The organism is Streptomyces sp. NPDC040589, from assembly GCF_055594445.1.
In genome coordinates this window covers 42839-61256 of record NZ_JBVIWP010000006.1, presented here as the reverse complement: position 1 = coordinate 61256, position 18418 = coordinate 42839, and the positions used below count along the sequence as shown (strand labels likewise).

Below are 18418 nucleotides of genomic sequence, written 5' to 3'. Positions count from 1 at the left end.
GGGGCGTTGCTGTCGACGTGACCGCGGGCGCCTGTTGACCTGGACCGTGGGGAGGCCGACCGCCGGCCGTCACACGGCCGCCGGCTCCGCCTCCGTCGTGTCGGTGTCCTCGGCCGCCGCCCGGGCCCGGTCCCGGGCCTCGCGGCGGGCCAGGACCACCCAGCCGACCGGGACGGCCGCGGCGAACAGCCACCACTGGTAGGCGTAGGCGTAGTTCAGCGCGGCGTCCTCCTTGCCCGGGTTGCCGAGGAGCTCGGGGGTGTCGCCCTTGGGCTCGGGCGCCGTCTGGGCGACGTAGCCGCCGAGCACCCGGACGTCCAGGCGCCGGGCCTCCTGCTCACTGTTGATCAGCATGATCTGCCGGTCCGGCAGCCCTTCGAGGTTCTTGATGCCGCTCGCCTCGGTCGTCTCGTCGGGCATCAGCCGCCCGGTGACGGTGACCTCGCCGGCCGGCGGTGCGGGAACCTTCGGGAACGCGGTCTGGCTCGGGCCGTCGGAGGGGATCCAGCCCCGGTTGACCAGCAGGACCTTGCCGTCGTCGAGGACGAACGGGGTGAGGATGTGGTAGCCGACCTCGTCGTCGGAGTTGGTGCGGCGGCGGACGACGACCTCGTCCTCCGTGTCGAAGTGACCCTTCGCGGTCACGGTGCGGTACCGCTCGGCGCTGGTGACGGTGTGCCCGGGCCCGGTCAGCTTCTCCACGGGCACCGGGTCGGCCGCCAGCGCGTGCGAGACCAGCTGGTTCCGGGCGGTGCGCTCCTCGTAGCGATGCATCTGCCAGATGCCCAGCCTGATCATCGTGGGGATGAGTAGCAGGGCGATCAGTGTGAGGATCACCCACTGCCGGGACATCAGGAAGCGGTACACCCCACGACCGTACAACTCGGTCGTGGGGTGCGATCAGGCGGGTACGGGTTCACACCTTGTCGACAATTCCCGCCTTTCCCTCCGCGCGTGCGCAGTGCGCGCCGCAGTACCACTGGCCCTCGACCTCCACGCCCTGCCCGATGATCTGTACACGGCAGTGCTCGCAGATGGGTGCCATGCGGTGGATCGCGCAGGAGAAGCAGTCGAAGACGTGCACCGCGCCCTGCGCGTGCACCTCGAAGGTCATTCCGTACTGATTGCCACATACCTCACAGGTCGCCATGCGCCACAGGGTGAGCCGTCACCCCGGCCCGGGCGAGCGGGTGCCGGGCGAGTCGCTCCCCAATCACCCGTCCGTACGGTCCCCCCGCTACGCCGGCTCCACATCCGCGAGGAGTTGCCCGAACGCCGCCTCGTCCACGACCGGCGTGCCGAACTGCCGTGCCTTGACCACCTTGGACGTGCCCGAGTCCGGGTCGTTCGTGACGAGCAGGCTGGTGAGCCGGGACAGGCTGGTGGCCACGTGCAGTCCGGCCTCGGTGGCGCGGTCCTCCAGCAGATCGCGCTCCACCGAGGTGTCACCCGAGAAGGCGACCCGCATGCCCTGCTTGAGCCGCCCGCCCGCCTCGTAGCGCCCCGGGTTGGGGTAGGGGCAGGCGGGCCGCTTGCGGGCCGGGCGCCAACTGGTCGGCCGGTAGCCGCCGTAGCCCGCCTGCTGTCCGATGCGGGGCGCGGGGCGGTCCGACCACTCGGTCAGCGGCCGGCACTCCAGCAGCGGCAGCCGTACGCCGTTCGCCGCCGCGGCCCTGAGGCTGGGCCGGAACGCCTCGGCCAGCACGCGCGCGTCGTCCAGCGCGTGGTGCGCCCGCTGCTGGACGACGCCGAAGTGCGCGGCGAGGGACTCCAGCTTGTGGTTGGGCAGCGGGAGCCCGAGTTCCTTGGAGAGCGCGATGGTGCACAGCCGCTGCCGCACCGGAGCCTCCCGCTTCGCGCGCGCGTACTCCCGGGCGATCATCTGCCAGTCGAAGACGGCGTTGTGCGCGACGAGCACCCGCCCTTCGAGCCGGGTCGTGAACTCCTCCGCGATGTCCTGGAAGAGGGGCGCGCCCTCGAGTGCCTCGCTCGTCAGTCCGTGGATCCACACGGGGCCGGGGTCACGCTCCGGGTTGACCGTCGAGTACCAGTGGTCCTCGACCTCGCCGCGCGCGTCCAGCCGGTAGACGGCCGCGGAGATGATGCGATCGTCCCGGGCCAGACCTGTGGTCTCCACGTCAACAACCGCGTACCCCTGGGGATACGCGGCCGGCCATGACGTGGGAGAGGGCACTGCGGTCGTCAGGTCATCGAGCATGGTCCCTGAGGATACGGGCCACGACTGACACCACGGCCCGCCAGGTGCGCGCACCCGGCCCTTCCGATACTCCCTCAGGCGTGTTGTCCGGTCTGTCCGTTCACGAGGCGTACGTCTGACCGATGCTCAGCCGCTTGGTCGAGGGGTGAGGGTCCGGGGCACCGGCGCGAGGGCCCGCCCGAGCGAGACGGCGACCGCGTCCGGGCGTCCGCCCCTCGCGCCCGGTGCCGGCGTCGTCGAGCATCGCCAGTTCGCCGCCCGGCGCGCACGGCCGGCTCGAACGGCGATCTCGGGGCGCAGGCGGACGTGAATCTCCCGGCGGGTGCGGTCTGCCCCGATGCCGGAGTCCGGGGTCCGGGTGGTCACCGCCGCCCGCCTGCCGCGCCTTCCCGATTGGCGGAGATCACCAAGAAGCAAGCGCGTACCGTCGGTAATACTTGTGGGTAACAACGTCTAGTCGGGGCAGGGCGGCGGTCCTACGGTGCTTGCATGCCGAACCTGCCCGATGTCGTGCTGTGGTCGATTCCCGCCTTTGTGCTGCTCACCGTGGTCGAGATGGTGAGCTACCGTCTCCATCCCGACGAGGACGCGGAGGGCTACGAGGCGAAGGACGCCGCCACGAGCGTCGGCATGGGCCTCGGCAGTCTCGTCTTCGACTTCCTGTGGAAAATCCCGATCGTCGCCCTCTACACGGCCCTCTACGAACTCACGCCCCTGCGCGTGCCCGTCCTGTGGTGGACCGTCCCGCTGATGCTGCTCGGGCAGGACTTCTTCTACTACTGGTCCCACCGCGGCCACCACGTCATCCGCGTTCTGTGGGCCTGCCACGTCGTCCACCACTCCAGCCGGAAGTTCAACTTCACCACCGCGCTGCGCCAGCCCTGGACGTCCCTGACCGTGTGGCCGTTCTACGTGCCCCTCATAGCCGCCGGCGTGCACCCCGCCGCCCTCGCGTTCTGCTCCTCCGCGAACCTCGTCTACCAGTTCTGGATCCACACCGAGCGGATCGACAAGATGCCCCGCTGGTTCGAGTTCGTCTTCAACACCCCCTCGCACCACCGCGTCCACCACGCCTCCCAGGGCGGCTACCTCGACCGCAACTTCGGCGGCATCCTCATCATCTGGGACCGGCTGTTCGGATCGTTCGCCCCCGAGACCGAACGGCCCGTGTACGGACTGACCAAGAACATCGACACGTACAACCTGCTGAAGGTGGCGACGCACGAATACGTGTCCATCGCGAGGGACTTGAAGGCGGCGCACAGCTGGCGCGAGCGAGCGGGACGCGTGTTCATGGGACCGGGCTGGGGGCCCACGCCCGCCTCTGCGCCGTCGACGGCCCTCACCAGGCCCAGGCCTGCGGATCCGCCCCTGGACCCCGCAGCGACCCCCGCCCCCGTCGGCGAGAGCACATCGGCGTGACCCGCTCCCGCCTCCTCCTCGCCGCCTTCGGTCTCGCCGCCGCCGTCGACCTCGTCTCCCTCGCGACCGGTTTCGACGCCGGGCACACCGTGGCCAAGCCCCTGCTGATGCCGCTCCTGGTCCTGTGGGCCGCCCTGCGCCAGGCACCTCGGCTCCTCCTGGCCGCCCTGCTGTTCGGCTGGGGCGGGGACGTCCTGCTGCTGTCCGACGCCGAGCCGGCCTTCCTCGCCGGCATGGGCTCCTTCGCCGCGGGCCATGTCTGCTACCTCGTCCTCTTCAGGGCGTACGGCAGCCGGAACGCGGTCCCACGCGCGCGTGCGGGCCTCCTCGCCCTCGGTTACGGCACCGCCCTCGTCACGACCGTCGCGCTGCTGTGGCCGGACCTGCCCGCGGACCTGCGCGTGCCCGTCGCCGGGTACAGCCTCCTGCTCACGGCCATGGCGTACGGGTCCGCCACCCGGCTCGGCCTCTGTGCCGGACTCGGCGGTGCGCTGTTCCTGCTCTCCGACACGCTCATCGCGACCGGCGTCGCCGAATGGCCGCAGCTGCCCAGGCCGGACTTCTGGATCATGCTCACGTACATCGCCGCGCAGGCCCTGCTGACCGGCGGCACGCTGGGGGCGCTCAACGCGCGCAGGGCACCGGCCGCGACGTACGGCGAGATGCGGGCCGTCTGAGGCTCACCAGCGGATGGGGACCGGAAGGGCCGTCAGCAGTCCGGACGCCGCGACCACCAGGCCCAGCGCGACGACCTCCGCCCGCGCCGGCGCACAGGCGCTCAGCGGATCGGCCGCCCGGCGCAGCCGGCTCCGGGCCCACAGGGCGATGACGGCTACGGCGGCCACGAGCAGCACCTTGGCGAGCAGCGCCCGCCCGTACGCCGTGGCCGTCAGCTGCTCCAGGATCGTCCCCGGCGGCATTCGGCGCAGCGAACTCCACACACCCGTCGCGGTGATGGCGGCGAGCAGCACGGCCGCCACGCGCGCGTAGAGGCCCAGCAGGGCCGCGCCCGCCCCCGTGTCGTACCGGCCGTGCCACAGACGCAGGGTCCGCAGCGCGTGCAGCAGGCCGCCCGCCCACAGCGCCGCGCAGGTCAGGTGGACGAGCGTCAGCCCGGAGCCGGTCAGCGGGCTGTGCTCGGTCGGGGGGTGCGCGCGCAGCGCCTCCGCGACGATCACGGCGGCCAGCGGCCACAGCTGCGTGGCCGGCCGGCGAGACAGGGTGCACAGCCCCGCCACCAGGAACGCGTTGACCTCGAGCAGGGCGAGCTTGCCGTCCCGGGACGCGTGGAGCCCGCCGACGTCCATGTCCGCCAGACCGCCCGGGACGAGATTCCCCGTGGCGACGACCGAGGCGAGCCCCAGGGCGGCGACGAAACCGACGACGGCGGCGAAGGGCGACCAGCTGCGCGGCACGGCCAGGGGCCGGCCGAGGGCCTCCTCCGCGCCGGGCACGGAATGCGCCAGCCGGTTCACGAACAGCTCACCCACCGGGACGCACAGCGCCGCGAACAGCACCGTACGCAGCAGGGCGATGCCGCCGGCACCGGGCGCGCCGGCCTCCCCGGTGCCGTGCAGCACGGTGGACGGGCCGAGCAGCGGGATCAGCGCGGCCAGGGCCACCAGGACCAGGATGGCGACGGCCCGGCCCGCACCGGCGCGCCGTACGGGCCCGCCGCTGCCGGCCACTCCTGGCGTGGGTCTTGTCAAGGTCACCCCAAGATCTTCACCAACCTTCACATGGTCGGGCAAGTCCAGGGGGGCGAACTCAGTCGCCCTTCGACGCGGCCGACCACCACAGCCGCACTTCCTTGCCCACGTCCGTGGGGCGCAGCTCCCATCCCTGTGCGAGCGCGACCTCGGCGACGTACCACCCGCCGACACCGCGGTACGCCCGCAGCGGTATGGCACACTCCACCGGCGGCTTGGGTTTCTGCGGCTCGACCGGCTTCGAGGCCCGCGCGGTCCACTTCCCGACCCGCTTGTCCACGCGCGCCTTGTAGTGATCGACGTCACCCTCATGGCGCAGCTCCGGCCAGGACACGCACCAGGAGGCCAGGCGCCCGACGCGCAGAACCATCCCGCCCGCGGCTTCGATGAAGCGGCGTTCGAGGGTGCTGCTGAAAGCCGTGATCACCTCGGCGAACATGCCGACGACGAAGAGCACCGCCGCCACCGCCACCCACAGCACACACACCACCGGAAACCACACCACGCTCCCCGCGAACCGCAGGGCCAACTGCCACCGCGGCCGGACCGGTTCGGCGGTCCAGGTCGCGGGATCTTCGTACACGTCCATGACAAGAGATCCTGCCGCAAGGACGCAGCGGGCCGGGCGGGTGTCCCCGCCCGGCCCGGACCACCTTCACACGAGCTCTACTTGGTCACCGCGTCCAGGGCGTCCGCGATGCCCCAGCCGTAGAAGCCGTTGCGGTTCTTGGAGCCCTCGCACACCGCGTCGATCTTGCCGTCGGCGTCGATGTCGTACGGGTCCGTGCACGGCGTGGCGTCGGCCTCCGCGTACAGCAGGGCCTTCACCAGGGCCGGGGGAGCGTACGGGTGCGTCGACTTGATGAGGGCGGCGACGCCCGCGACGTGCGGGGACGCCATCGACGTACCGGCCATGTAGCCCCACTTGCCGCCCGGCAGCGTGCCCAGGATCAGCCCGCTCGTGGCAGGTGCATCCGGCTTCTGGTAGGCGGTCGAGTCGCCGCCCGGTGCGGCGATGTCGGCGACGCCCAGCCCGTAGTTGGAGAAGGACGACTTGATGCCCTTCGCCCCCGTCGAGGCGACCGTGACGACACCCGGCAGCTGGGTCGGTATGTCGAGGCACTCCGAGGGGTCGACGGTCCGGTCGCCCGGCGTGGTGTCGTTCGGGGACGACGGGTCGGTGATCTCGTCGGCCGAGAGGTCGTAGTTCTCGTTGCCCGCCGCCGCGACGTTGACCGCGCCCTTCTTCTCCGCGTACCGCGAGGCCCGGCCGACCGCGTCCAGGAGCGCCTTCTGGTCCGGGTCGTCTCCGCAGTTGAAGTACCAGGGGTCGGTGTAATAGCTGTTGTTGGTGACGTCGACCCCGTGCTCGGCCGCCCACACGAAGCCGCACACCACGGCCTCCGTGTAGAAGAAGCCGTCCGGGTTGGACACCTTGATGCCGGAGACCTTCACCCCGGGCGCGACACCGGTCATGCCGACGCCGTTCTTGGCGGCCGCTATCTCACCCGCCACATGGGTGCCGTGCGGGCTCTCCGACGCGCCCGGCCGCCAGGCCCCGTCCGCGGTGTCCGGCTTGCCCGACACGCAGTTGACCGACGCCTCGCGGTCGAAGTTGGGCGCGATGTCGGGGTGTGTGTCGTCGACGCCGGTGTCGATCACGGCGACCGTGACCTTCTTGCTGCCCAGCGACTTCTCGTGCGCCTTGTCCGCCTTGATGGCCGGCAGGTCCCACTGCTGGGGCTGGAGCGGGTCCTGCCCGGCGGGGGCCTCGGCCTTGGCGACCTCGGCCGCGCTCAGCGCCTTCGGCGTGCCCAGGTCGCCCGTCGTCGCCGTGGGCAGCGGCTTGGTGCGGGTGGCACCGGCCGACTGCACGCCGCGTACCTTGCGGACGGTCTTGGCGAAGTCGGGGTTCGAGGAGTGGACGACGATGACGCCTATCTGGTCGTACGACGTCACGATCGTGCCCCCGGCCTTGCCGACGGCCTTCTTCACGTAGGCCGAAGTGCCGTGCCCCGGCTTGACGTTGACCACGTAGCTGAGCGGGGTCGCGTCGGCCGAGACCGCCGCGGGGGCGTCGTCGGCGGCCGTGGCCGTGGTGTTCGGCAGGAACGCGAGGGCCGTGGCCATGGCCATCCCGGCCGGGATCGCGACGGCGCGGCGGTAGCGCGCGAGCGGCGCTGTCATGGTGTCTCCAGTAGGTTCGCGGTACGAGCTGACGGTGCGTGAAGTCTCAGGATGTACAAGTCACTTGACCGCGCGCAGCGCATTCACGATGCCGTGTCCGTAGAAGCCGTTGACGCGCTTGCCGCCCTCGCACGTGGCGTCCTGGGTGCCGTCGCCGTCCTGGTCGTAGGACTCGGGGCAGGCGGTCCGGTCGGCCTGCGCCTTCAGCAGCGCCTGGAGCTGGGCCGGAGACGCCTTGGGGTGCTCGGACTTCAGCAGCGCGGCGACACCGGAGGCGTGCGGAGCGGCCATCGAGGTGCCCTGGAGGAAGCCCCACGCGCCGCCCGGCATGGTGGACAGGATGCGGCCGTTCTTCGAAGGCGTGTCGGGGATCTGGTACCGCCCGTCACCGCCCGGCGCCGCGACGTCGACGACGCCCTTGCCGTACGTCGAGAAGTACGACTTGACGCTGTTGACGCCCGTCGAGCTCACCGTGACGACACCCGGGAGCTGGTTCGGCACGTCGAAGCACTCGTGCGGGTCGATGGTGCGCTCGACGGGGGTGGAGTCGTCCGGGCTGGAGTCGTCGACGATCGCGTCCGAGTCCAGGTCGTGGTTGGAGTTGCCCGCCGCGGCGACGTTGAGCGTGCCCTTCTTCTGGGCGTACAGCTGGGCCCTGTTGACCGCGTCGACGATGGCCCGCTGATCCGGATCGTCCATGCAGTTGTACAGCCAGGGATCGACGTAGTAGCTGTTGTTCGTGATCTCGACCCCGTGGTCGGCGGCGAACACGAAGGCACACACGACGCTCTCCGGGTAGAAGAGGCCGTTGGCCCGGTCGGTCACGTTGATGCTGGAGACCTTCACACCGGGGGCGACGCCCGCCACGCCTATGCCGTTGCGGGCGGCGGCTATCTCACCCGCCACATGCGTGCCGTGGTAGTCCTCGGGGGTGTAAGGCCGCCAGGCGCCCTCGCTGGTGTCGGGCTTGCCGCCGGCGCAGTTGGCGGACTGCGACGCGGAGAAGTTCGGGGCGATGTCGGGGTGGGTGTCGTCGACGCCGGTGTCGATCACGGCGACGGTCACCTTGCGGCTGCCCGGGTTGATCTTCGCGGCCTTGTCGGCGCCGATCGCGCGCAGATCCCACTGGTCGGCCTCGAGAGGCTCGCTGTCGGGTGCCTTGGCCGAGGCGGCCTCGACCCGCGCGGCCTGGGCGTCGGTCAGATACTGCGCCGCGCCCTCCTCCTTCGTCCCCGCGGCGGTCAGCGGTGTCGTCCTGGTCGCACCCGCCGACCGGACGCCGCGCACCTTGCGGACGGACTTGGCGAAGTCGGCGTTCGAGGAGTGGACGACGATCACGCCGATCCGCTCGTACGTGGTCACGACCGAGCCGCCGGCCGCGCCGATCGCCTTCTTCACCGACGCGATCGTGCGACGGTCGACCTTGGTGTTGACGACGTACGCCAGGTTGGGCGCGTCCGCCGAGGGCGCGGACGACTCCACGCGCGGGGCCGCCGAAGCGGCAGCCGGCAGAAAGCCCAACGAGGTCGTCAGCGACAGCACGACGGGCACGGCGAGGGCGAGCCGGCGTCTGGAACGCAGCTGGGACATGGGGTCTCCACATCATCCGGAAACGAAACCGGCCCGAGGCACAGGTGGTGCTCGGGCAGGTACATGACGGGTGGTTCAGGGCGAAGCTATCCCGCGCTCTCGCTGGCCAGCAACGGTTTCCCGAAACGACTTCGGAAAGAACGCCGGGCAGTTGAACCGGTTCTCGTGTGCCGCCGTGACGTTGAGCAGGGAGCGCGAGGACACTCGCCTCCGTCCCCGTTCAAACCGCTTCCGTCGTCACGAGGAGACTCTCCGTGTCCACCGATGCACCGCCCCCCTCGAAAGAGCAACACAAACTCCCCTCACCCGAGGAGTTCGCCGAGGTGCAGGAGAGCGCGGAGTTCGGTGAACTGCGCCGCTCCTACCGCTCCTTCGCCTTCCCGCTGACCGTCGCCTTCATCGCCTGGTACCTGCTGTACGTGCTGCTGTCGAACTACGCGGGCGGCCTCATGGGCACCAAGCTGTTCGGCAACATCAACGTCGCCCTCGTCCTCGGCGTCGCCCAGTTCCTCACCACGTTCCTCATCGCCTGGTGGTACTCGCGGCACGCCGCCGTGAAGCTCGACCCCAAGGCCGAGGCCATCAAGTCCCGGATGGAGGGCGGCGCATGAGCTCCGTACAGCACACCCTGCTCGCCGCGAACGAGGCCAGCGAGCACCGGCCGCTGATCATCACCCTGTTCGCGCTGTTCGTCCTGGCCACGCTCGGCATCACCGTCTGGGCCGGCCGCCAGACCAAGGACGCCGCCGACTTCTACGCGGGCGGCCGCCAGTTCAGCGCCTTCCAGAACGGACTCGCGGTCTCCGGCGACTACATGTCGGCCGCGTCCTTCCTCGGCATCGCGGGCGCGATCGCCCTCTTCGGCTACGACGGCTTCCTGTACTCCATCGGCTTCCTGGTCGCCTGGCTGGTCGCCCTCCTCCTGGTGGCCGAGCCGCTGCGCAACTCCGGCCGCTACACCATGGGCGACGTGCTCGCGTACCGCATGCGCCAGCGCCCCGTCCGCACCGCCGCCGGTACGTCCACGATCGTCGTCTCGATCTTCTACCTGCTGGCCCAGATGGCCGGCGCGGGCGTCCTCGTCTCGCTGCTGCTCGGCATCACCTCCGACGCGGGCAAGATCCTCATCGTCGCCCTCGTCGGCCTGCTGATGATCGTGTACGTCTCCATCGGCGGCATGAAGGGCACCACCTGGGTCCAGATGGTCAAGGCCGTGCTGCTCATCGGCGGCACCATCCTGATCACCTTCCTGGTGCTGCTGAAGTTCAACTTCAACATCTCCGACCTGCTCGGCACGGCCGCCGAGAACAGCGGCAAGGGCGCCGCCTTCCTGGAACCCGGCCTCCAGTACGGCATGACCGGCACCTCGAAGCTGGACTTCGTCTCCCTGGGTATCGCCCTGGTGCTCGGCACGGCGGGTCTGCCGCACATCCTGATCCGCTTCTACACGGTGCCCGACGCCAAGGCCGCCCGTAAGTCGGTGAACTGGGCCATCGGCATCATCGGCGGCTTCTACCTGATGACCATCGCCCTCGGCTTCGGCGCCGCCGCGCTGATCTCCCAGGAGGAGATCGTCGCGTCCAACCCGTCCGGCAACACGGCGGCACCCCTGCTCGCCCTGCACCTCGGCGGTGTCGACTCGACCTGGGGCGCGATCCTGCTCGCCACGATCTCGGCGGTCGCCTTCGCGACGATCCTCGCCGTCGTCGCCGGCCTCACCCTCGCCTCGTCGTCGTCCTTCGCGCACGACATCTACGCCAACGTCATCCGCAAGGGGAAGGCGTCCGGCGCCGAGGAGGTCCGCGCGGCCCGCTGGGCGACCGTCTTCATCGGCGTCGTCTCCATCGGCCTCGGCGCCCTCGCCCGCGACCTGAACGTGGCCGGCCTGGTCGCCCTCGCCTTCGCGGTCGCCGCCTCCGCCAACCTGCCGACGATCCTCTACAGCCTGTTCTGGAAGCGCTTCACCACCCAGGGCGCCCTGTGGTCGATCTATGGCGGTCTGATCGTCGCCGTCGGCCTGGTGCTGTTCTCGCCCGTCGTCTCCGGCGACCCCAAGGCGATGTTCCCCGAGGTGGACTTCGCCTGGTTCCCGCTGAAGAACCCGGGCATCATCTCCATTCCCTTCGGCTTCCTCATGGGCTGGCTCGGCACCGTCCTGTCCAAGGAGGAGCCGGACGCCAAGAAGTACGCCGAGCTGGAGGTCCGGTCCCTGACCGGCACCGGCGCCCACTGATCACCAACACCCGCGCGCGGCCGCGTCGTAGGAACCTCCAGGTCCCTGCGGCGCGGCCGCGTTCCGCGTCGTGGGATCGGGCCTGTGGAGTTGTCGGTGGGGTCACGTAGGCTCGCAGCTGTCGGAGAGGAAGTGCTCCGGGCACGATCCGCGTCGAGGGAGGGGGCCCACGTGCTCATCGACACCTACGGCCGAGAGGCCACCGACCTGAGGGTCTCGCTGACCGACCGGTGCAATCTGCGCTGCACCTACTGCATGCCCGAGGAAGGCCTGCAGTGGCTGGCCAAGCCGGACCTGCTCACGGACGACGAGATCGTCCGCCTGATCGACATCGCGGTCACCTCCCTCGGTATAGAGGAGGTCCGCTTCACCGGCGGCGAGCCCCTGCTGCGCCCCGGCCTGGCCGGCATCGTCGAGCGCGTCGCGGCCCTCGACGCGCGCCCCCAGATGTCCCTCACGACCAACGGCATCGGCCTCAAGCGCACCGCGACCGCCCTGAAGGCGGCGGGCCTGGACCGGGTCAACGTCTCCCTCGACACGCTCCGCCCGGACGTCTTCAAGACCCTCACCCGCCGCGACCGCCACAAGGACGTCATCGAGGGCCTGTACGCCGCCCGCGACGCCGGCCTGACCCCGGTCAAGGTCAACTCGGTCCTGATGCCGGGCCTCAACGACGACGAGGCCCCGGACCTCCTCGCCTGGGCCGTGGAGCACGACTACGAGCTGCGCTTCATCGAGCAGATGCCCCTGGACGCCCAGCACGGCTGGAAGCGCGACGGCATGATCACGGCAGGCGACATCCTGACCTCCCTGCGCACCCGCTTCGAGCTGACCGCCGAGGGCGAGGAGAAGCGCGGCTCGGCACCCGCGGAGCGCTGGCTGGTGAACGGCGGGCCGCATGTGGTCGGCGTCATCGCCTCCGTCACCCGCCCCTTCTGCGCGGCCTGCGACCGCACCCGCCTCACCGCCGACGGGCAGATACGCACCTGCCTCTTCGCCCAGGAGGAAACCGACCTCCGCGCCGCCCTCCGCTCCGACGCTCCGGACGAGGAGATCGCCCGCATCTGGCGGCTGGCGATGTGGGGCAAGAAGGCGGGCGCGGGCTTGGACGACCCGACATTCGTACAGCCCGACCGTCCCATGTCGGCGATCGGTGGTTGAGGCACCCAGGGGCGCGGGGAACTGCGCGAACAACCACACACGGCCCGCACCCGAACGCGGAGCCTCAGCCCTCGGGTGCTTCCCACTCCTTCAGAAGAACCACGTCCTTCAAAAATCCCCGCACCCCGAGGAACTGCGACAGATGCTCGCGATGCTCGTCACACGCGAGCCACGTCTTGCGCCGCTTCGGCGTATGGATCTTCGGGTTGTTCCACGCAAGCACCCACACCGCGTCGACGCGGCAGCCCTTCGCGGAACAGATGGGCGTCTCGTCACTCACAGCTTCTTCTCACCAGAAAAGGCGACGCCGAGCAGCCACGGGGGGAGCTGCCCGGCGTCGGTCCGTCGCTCCGACGGGGGATGCGGAGCGCGTACGAAGTATGTCACGGGTAACCCCGAGCCCGGCACCTGAACAACATGATTGATCTGAGCTTTTCTTGAGCTTGGCGGGAAGATGACTTCCGTTTGTGATCGCCCCCGGGCGTCCCTATCGCTCGTGCGAATCGGTCTTCGCACCCGGCGCGGGCCCGGACACGGCATCTTCCGCGGCGGATTCCGCGGAGCCGTCCCGCGCACCCGGCGGCGCGATCATCGGACGCGTCGGCGCCGCCACGAATGTCGACGGCAGAGACGGCGCGTTCTCGCGCCCGGCGTTCGCGATCACCACCGCGATGTACGGCAGTACCAGCCCGAGCACCAACGCCACGATGGCGACGTGCCGTTCGACGTTCCACAACGTGGCCGCGAGGATCACGGAGATCGTGCGGACCGTCATCGAGATCACGTACCGGCGCTGCCGCCCGCGTACGTCTTCCTGAAGTCCCGTCCGGGCGCCGGTGATCCGGAAAACCTGGACGTTGCCGCCGCCATGCTGCTTCCGCATCGCATTCCACCATCCGCCCGTATCGGACTCTCCCCGCCCCGTGGCCGTCCCCGGCCGGCCGGGGAACCTGACCAGGACAGCTCCCACGTTACGCCGAGCCTGCGCCCGCTACGAGACCGGGGCCCGTCCGGCCGAGGCGAACGGCGTGGGCCGTGGCGCGTACGGCCATCCCCGGCATGCGGCGTACGGCACCTGGGCCGACACTGGCCGTAGAGCTCACGTCGAGCCGTACGAGGAGGCAGCGATGGGCTGGTTGTGGGCGATCATCGTGGGACTGGTACTGGGCCTGCTCGCCAAGGCGATCATTCCGGGCAAGCAGCACATCCCCCTGTGGCTGACCGTCATCCTGGGCATCATCGGAGGCATCGCCGGCAACGCCATCGCCCGGGCGGCCGGCGTCGACGCCACATCGGGTATCGACTGGTGGCGGCACGTCTTCCAGCTGGCGATGGCGATCATCCTCGTCGGCCTCGGCGACAAGGCCTGGACGGCGGCCCGGGGAGACAGACGCACCGCATGACGGGGCGCACGGCGAAGGGGGCCGCCTCCGCACCGGAGACGACCCCCTCCCCGCGCGTGCTCAGCCGCCCGTGACCTCGACCGCCGCCAGGTTCTTCTTGCCCCGGCGCAGCACCAGCCAGCGGCCCTGCAGCAGGTCCTCCTTGGCGGGGACCGCGTCCTCGCCGGCGACCTTGACGTTGTTCACGTAGGCGCCGCCCTCCTTGACCGTGCGGCGCGCGGCCGACTTGCTGGCCACCAGGCCGACCTCGGCGAACAGGTCGACGACCGGGCCGAGCTCGGAGACCTGGATGTGCGGCACCTCCGACAGGGCCGCGGCCAGCGTCCTGCCGTCGAGCTCCGCCAGCTCGCCCTGCCCGAAGAGGGCCTTGGACGCGGCGATCACGGCGGCCGTCTGGTCCGCGCCGTGCACCAGCGTCGTCAGCTCCTCGGCCAGGGCGCGCTGCGCGGCACGGGCCTGCGGACGCTCCTCCGTCTGCCGCTCCAGTTCCTCCAGCTCCGCACGCGAGCGGAAGGACAGGATGCGCATGTACTTGGAGATGTCCCGGTCGTCCACGTTCAGCCAGAACTGGTAGAACGCGTACGGCGTCGTCATCTCCGGGTCGAGCCAGACGGCGCCGCCCTCGGTCTTGCCGAACTTGGTGCCGTCCGCCTTGGTCATCAGCGGCGTCGCCAGAGCGTGCGCCGTGGCGTCCGGCTCAAGGCGGTGGATCAGGTCCAGGCCCGCCGTGAGGTTGCCCCACTGGTCGCTGCCGCCCTGCTGGAGCGTGCAGCCGTAGCGCCGGTAGAGCTGCAGGAAGTCCATGCCCTGCAGGAGCTGGTAGCTGAACTCCGTGTAGCTGATGCCCTCGGAGGACTCCAGGCGCCGGGCCACTGAGTCCTTCGTCAGCATCTTGTTGACGCGGAAGTGCTTGCCGATGTCCCGCAGGAACTCGATGGCGGAGAGGTTCTCCGTCCAGTCGAGGTTGTTGACCATGACGGCAGCGTTCTCGCCCTCGAAGGCCAGGAACGGCTCGATCTGGGAACGCAGCTTGCCGACCCAGCCGGTCACCGTCTCCGGGTCGTTCAGCGTGCGCTCCGCCGTCGGACGCGGGTCGCCGATCAGACCCGTGGCACCGCCGACCAGCGCCAGCGGCCGGTGACCGGCCTGCTGGAGCCGCCGCACGGTGAGCACCTGCACCAGGTGCCCCACGTGCAGCGACGGCGCCGTCGGGTCGAAGCCGCAATAGAACGTGACGGGACCGTCCGCGAGCGCCTTGCGCAAAGCGTCCTCGTCAGTGGACAGGGCGAACAGCCCGCGCCACTTCAGCTCGTCGACGATGTCCGTCACGGTTCTCGTATCTCCTTGAGTGGGCTCGAATGGAGTGGGCCCGAATGATGGGGCTCGTAATCAGGTACGAGGTTATACGCCCTGACTGACAGAGCTCATATTGAAGTCCGGCACCCGCAGGGCCGGCATCGCGGCCCTGGTGAACCAGTCGCTCCATTCCCTCGGCAGCGTCTTCTCCGTCCGCCCGGCCTCCGTCACCCGGCCCAGCAGACCGACCGGCGTCTCGTTGAACCGGAAGTTGTTCACCTCGCCGGTCACCTCGCCGTTCTCGACCAGGTAGACGCCGTCCCGGGTCAGGCCCGTCAGCAGCAGCGAGGCCGGGTCGACCTCGCGGATGTACCACAGGCAGGTCAGCAGCAGCCCGCGCTCGGTGTTCGCGACCATCTCGTCCAGAGAGCGGTCCTCGCCCCCGTCCAGGATCACGTTGTCGATGCCCGGCGCCACCGGCAGACCGGTCAGGCCCGCGCTGTGACGGCTGGTCGTCAGGTGCCGCAGCTCTCCCTCGCGCATCCACTCGGTCGCCGCCAGCGGCAGCCCGTTGTCGAACACCGACTCGTCGCCGCCGGAGGAGTGCGCGATCACGAAGGGCGCCGACTCCAGGCCGGGCTCGTTCGGGTCGCTGCGCAGGGTCAGCGGCAGGTCGGTCAGCTTCTCGCCGACCCGCGTGCCCCCGCCCGGCTTGGAGAACACCGTGCGGCCCTCCACCGCGTCCCGGCCCGACGCCGACCACAACTGGTAGATCAGCAGATCGGCCACGGCCGACGGCGGCAGCAGCGTCTCGTACCGGCCCGCGGGCAGCTCCACGCGCCGCTCGGCCCACCCGAGGCGCACCGCGAGCTCCGCGTCCAGGGCCGCCGGGTCGACGTCCTTGAAGTCCCGCGTGGAGCGCCCGGCCCACGCGGACCGGGTCCGGTCCGGTGACTTGGCGTTCAGCTCCAGCGTCCCGTTCGGCTGGTCGTGCCGCAGCCGCAGCCCCGTGGAAGTGCCCACGTACGTCGACACCAGTTCGTGGTTGGCGAACCCGTACAGCTCCCGGCCGCCGGCACGCGCGCGTGCGAAGGACTCGCCGAGCGCCGGGGCGAAGTCGGCGAACACCGCGGAGGAGGTCTCGGCGGGCGCCTCCGTGAACTCCGGGCTCGCGGCCACGCCCGTGACCAGCGGCTGCGCGTCCTCGGCGGGCCCGGCACCGCGCGCGGCGGCCTCGGCGGCCCGCACCAGGGGCTCCAGCTCGTCGGCGGTCACGGCGGACCGCGACACCACACCCGAGGCCGTGCCCTCCTTGCCGTCGACCGTGGCGACGACGGTGAGCGTGCGCCCGCGCGTGACGCCGTTCGTGGTCAGGGCGTTGCCCGCCCAGCGCAGGTTGGCGGTGGACTGCTCGTCGGCGATGACGACACAGCCGTCCGCCCGGGACAGTTCGAGGGCGCGCTCGACGACCTCGTGCGGCTTGCTGGAACGCGCGCTCATCGACCGGCCTCCTGGGTCGTGTTCAGAATGTTGACGCCCTTGAAGAGGGCCGACGGGCAGCCGTGCGACACGGCCGCGACCTGCCCCGGCTGGGCCTTGCCGCAGTTGAAGGCGCCGCCCAGGACATAGGTTGCCGGACCACCGACGGCGGACATGGAGCCCCAGAAGTCGGTGGTCGTCGCCTGGTAGGCCACGTCCCGCAGCTGCCCGGCGAGCCGCCCGTTCTCGATCCGGTAGAAGCGCTGCCCCGTGAACTGGAAGTTGTAGCGCTGCATGTCGATCGACCAGGACCGGTCGCCGACGACGTAGATCCCCCGCTCCACGCCCCCGATCAGGTCCTCGGTCGACATCCCGGCCGGGTCCGGCCGCAACGACACGTTGGCCATGCGCTGCACCGGCACGTGCCCGGGGGAGTCGGCGTAGGCGCACCCGTTGGAGCGCTCGAACCCGGTCAGCTTCGCGATCCGCCGGTCCAGCTGGTAGCCGACGAGCGTGCCGTCCTTGACGAGGTCCCAGGACTGGCCCTCGACGCCCTCGTCGTCGTACCCGATGGTGGCGAGCCCGTGCTCGGCGGTCCGGTCGCCGGTGACGTTCATCAGCTCCGAGCCGTAGCGCAGCCTGCCCAGCTGGTCGAACGTGGCGAAGGACGTGCCGGCGTAGGCGGCCTCGTAGCCGAGCGCCCGGTCCAGCTCGGTCGCGTGCCCGATGGACTCGTGGATGGTCAGCCACAGGTTGGACGGGTCGACGACCAGGTCGTACAGGCCCGGATCGACACTCGGCGCGCGCATCTTCTCGGCGAGCAGCTCCGGGATCCGCTCCAGCTCGCCCTCCCAGTCCCAGCCGGTGCCCCGCAGGTACTCCCAGCCGCGTCCCACGGGCGGCGCCAGTGTGCGCATCGAGTCGAACTCGCCGCTCGACTCGTCCACCGACACGGCGTTGAACACCGGGTGCAGCCGTACCCGCTGCTGCGTGGTAACCGTCCCCGCGGTGTCGGCGTAGAACTTGTTCTCGTGGACGGTGAGCAGCGAGGCGTCGACATGGTCCACCCCGTCGGCCGCCAGCAGCCGCGCGCTCCAGTCCGCGATCAGCCCGGCCTTCTCCTCGTCGGGCACGGTGAACGGATCGATCTCGTACGACGAGACCCAGGTCTTCTCGGAGTGCACGGGCTCGCCCGCCAGCTCCACGCGCTCGTCGGACCCGGCCGCCTTGATCACCTGCGCGGACAGCTTGGCCATGGCCACCGCCTGCCCGGCGACCCTGGCGGCGGCGTCCAGGCTGAGGTCGACGCCGGACGCGAAACCCCACGTACCGCCGTGCACCACCCGCACCGCGTACCCGAGGTCGGTGGTGTCCGACGACCCGGCGGGCTTGGCGTCCCGGAACCGCCAGGAGGCGCCCCGCACCCGCTCGAACCGGAAGTCCGCGTGCTCGGCGCCCAGCGCACGCGCGCGTGCGAGGGCCGCGTCGGCCAGAGCCTTGAGGGGCAGGTTCAGGAATGTTTCGTCGATGGCATGGGCCATGAAGCTCTCCCCGTCTGTTCTGCGGATGTCCGCAGTGAACCATGCCGTGGGGCGCCGGTCGGCAGCCACCTGTTTGCGCGTTCTTGGAGTGCCGATGGCAGTAGGCTGATGCACCGTCGGCGACCGGGGGGCGTTGTCCGGGCAACGGCGCTGACACAGCCGTTACAGCAGTAGGGGAG

18 protein-coding genes are annotated in these 18418 nt (G+C 70.5%); 6 read left to right on the top strand and 12 right to left on the bottom strand.

What is annotated here, in order from left to right; genetic code table 11:
• Positions 1-69 precede the first annotated feature (69 nt).
• From ACZ58V_RS26175 to ACZ58V_RS26165, 3 genes are all read right to left on the bottom strand, one after another.
• The gene (locus ACZ58V_RS26175) at positions 70-867 is read right to left on the bottom strand and encodes an SURF1 family cytochrome oxidase biogenesis protein (protein ID WP_471292818.1); all 798 of its coding nucleotides are present in this window, start codon (positions 865-867) and stop codon (positions 70-72) included.
• Between the two features lie 49 nt (positions 868-916).
• Entirely contained in the window at positions 917-1150 is a 234-nt protein-coding gene (locus ACZ58V_RS26170; RefSeq protein WP_215122319.1) for a hypothetical protein, read from the bottom strand.
• 87 nt (positions 1151-1237) lie between these two features.
• Positions 1238-2218 carry a DEDDh family exonuclease gene (locus ACZ58V_RS26165; RefSeq protein ID WP_468193089.1) on the bottom strand — a complete coding sequence of 327 codons (981 nt, stop codon included), beginning with the start codon at positions 2216-2218 and terminating at the stop codon, positions 1238-1240.
• A gap of 489 nt (positions 2219-2707) precedes the next feature.
• Here ACZ58V_RS26165 and ACZ58V_RS26160 point away from each other — a divergent pair, with 489 nt between their 5' ends.
• Both ACZ58V_RS26160 and ACZ58V_RS26155 read left to right on the top strand, forming a co-directional pair.
• Complete coding sequence (locus ACZ58V_RS26160; protein ID WP_471292813.1) at positions 2708-3640, top strand: sterol desaturase family protein; 933 nt, start codon at positions 2708-2710, stop codon at positions 3638-3640.
• On the top strand, positions 3637-4317 hold the full coding sequence (locus ACZ58V_RS26155) for a lysoplasmalogenase (protein ID WP_471292810.1): 681 nt from the start codon (positions 3637-3639) through the stop codon (positions 4315-4317). The genes ACZ58V_RS26160 and ACZ58V_RS26155 overlap by 4 nt, the downstream gene beginning before the upstream one ends.
• Before the next feature lie 3 nt (positions 4318-4320).
• On the opposite strand, the gene ACZ58V_RS26150 is transcribed toward ACZ58V_RS26155, so the two are convergent.
• From ACZ58V_RS26150 to ACZ58V_RS26135, 4 genes are all read right to left on the bottom strand, one after another.
• Positions 4321-5355, bottom strand: coding sequence for a CopD family protein (locus tag ACZ58V_RS26150; protein ID WP_471292807.1), 1035 nt, complete (start codon positions 5353-5355; stop codon positions 4321-4323).
• 52 nt (positions 5356-5407) lie between these two features.
• A complete protein-coding gene (locus tag ACZ58V_RS26145; RefSeq protein ID WP_468193084.1) occupies positions 5408-5938 on the bottom strand; it encodes a hypothetical protein in 531 nt (176 codons plus the stop codon).
• 77 nt (positions 5939-6015) lie between these two features.
• On the bottom strand, positions 6016-7536 hold the full coding sequence (locus tag ACZ58V_RS26140; protein ID WP_468193083.1) for a S8 family serine peptidase: 1521 nt from the start codon (positions 7534-7536) through the stop codon (positions 6016-6018).
• 60 nt (positions 7537-7596) lie between these two features.
• On the bottom strand, positions 7597-9126 hold the full coding sequence (locus tag ACZ58V_RS26135) for a S8 family serine peptidase (RefSeq protein ID WP_471292804.1): 1530 nt from the start codon (positions 9124-9126) through the stop codon (positions 7597-7599).
• 254 nt (positions 9127-9380) lie between these two features.
• Here ACZ58V_RS26135 and ACZ58V_RS26130 point away from each other — a divergent pair, with 254 nt between their 5' ends.
• From ACZ58V_RS26130 to moaA, 3 genes are all read left to right on the top strand, one after another.
• Positions 9381-9737 (top strand): DUF485 domain-containing protein, encoded by a 357-nt coding sequence (locus tag ACZ58V_RS26130; protein WP_468193081.1) that lies wholly within the window; start codon positions 9381-9383, stop codon positions 9735-9737.
• The gene (locus ACZ58V_RS26125; RefSeq protein WP_468193080.1) at positions 9734-11359 is read left to right on the top strand and encodes a solute symporter family protein; all 1626 of its coding nucleotides are present in this window, start codon (positions 9734-9736) and stop codon (positions 11357-11359) included. The genes ACZ58V_RS26130 and ACZ58V_RS26125 overlap by 4 nt, the downstream gene beginning before the upstream one ends.
• A 171-nt stretch (positions 11360-11530) precedes the next feature.
• Positions 11531-12520 (top strand): GTP 3',8-cyclase MoaA, encoded by a 990-nt coding sequence (gene moaA / locus ACZ58V_RS26120; RefSeq protein WP_468193078.1) that lies wholly within the window; start codon positions 11531-11533, stop codon positions 12518-12520.
• Positions 12521-12584: 64 nt separating this feature from the next.
• Here the strand turns inward: moaA and ACZ58V_RS26115 are convergent, their stop codons facing one another.
• Together ACZ58V_RS26115 and ACZ58V_RS26110 are read right to left on the bottom strand one after the other, a co-directional pair.
• Positions 12585-12800: a hypothetical protein gene (locus ACZ58V_RS26115; protein ID WP_471292799.1), complete on the bottom strand. Its 216-nt coding sequence runs from the start codon at positions 12798-12800 to the stop codon at positions 12585-12587.
• A 207-nt stretch (positions 12801-13007) separates the two neighbouring features.
• Positions 13008-13403, bottom strand: coding sequence for a DUF3099 domain-containing protein (locus ACZ58V_RS26110; protein WP_468193075.1), 396 nt, complete (start codon positions 13401-13403; stop codon positions 13008-13010).
• A gap of 244 nt (positions 13404-13647) precedes the next feature.
• Here ACZ58V_RS26110 and ACZ58V_RS26105 point away from each other — a divergent pair, with 244 nt between their 5' ends.
• Positions 13648-13923: a GlsB/YeaQ/YmgE family stress response membrane protein gene (locus ACZ58V_RS26105; protein ID WP_468193073.1), complete on the top strand. Its 276-nt coding sequence runs from the start codon at positions 13648-13650 to the stop codon at positions 13921-13923.
• A gap of 60 nt (positions 13924-13983) precedes the next feature.
• On the opposite strand, the gene tyrS is transcribed toward ACZ58V_RS26105, so the two are convergent.
• The 3 genes from tyrS to ACZ58V_RS26090 form a co-directional block, all read right to left on the bottom strand.
• A complete protein-coding gene (gene tyrS / locus ACZ58V_RS26100; RefSeq protein WP_468193072.1) occupies positions 13984-15252 on the bottom strand; it encodes a tyrosine--tRNA ligase in 1269 nt (422 codons plus the stop codon).
• Positions 15253-15324: 72 nt separating this feature from the next.
• Complete coding sequence (locus ACZ58V_RS26095; RefSeq protein WP_468193070.1) at positions 15325-16719, bottom strand: metallopeptidase TldD-related protein; 1395 nt, start codon at positions 16717-16719, stop codon at positions 15325-15327.
• Positions 16716-18239: a TldD/PmbA family protein gene (locus ACZ58V_RS26090; protein WP_471292795.1), complete on the bottom strand. Its 1524-nt coding sequence runs from the start codon at positions 18237-18239 to the stop codon at positions 16716-16718. The genes ACZ58V_RS26095 and ACZ58V_RS26090 overlap by 4 nt, the downstream gene beginning before the upstream one ends.
• Between the last annotated feature and the right edge of the window lie 179 nt (positions 18240-18418).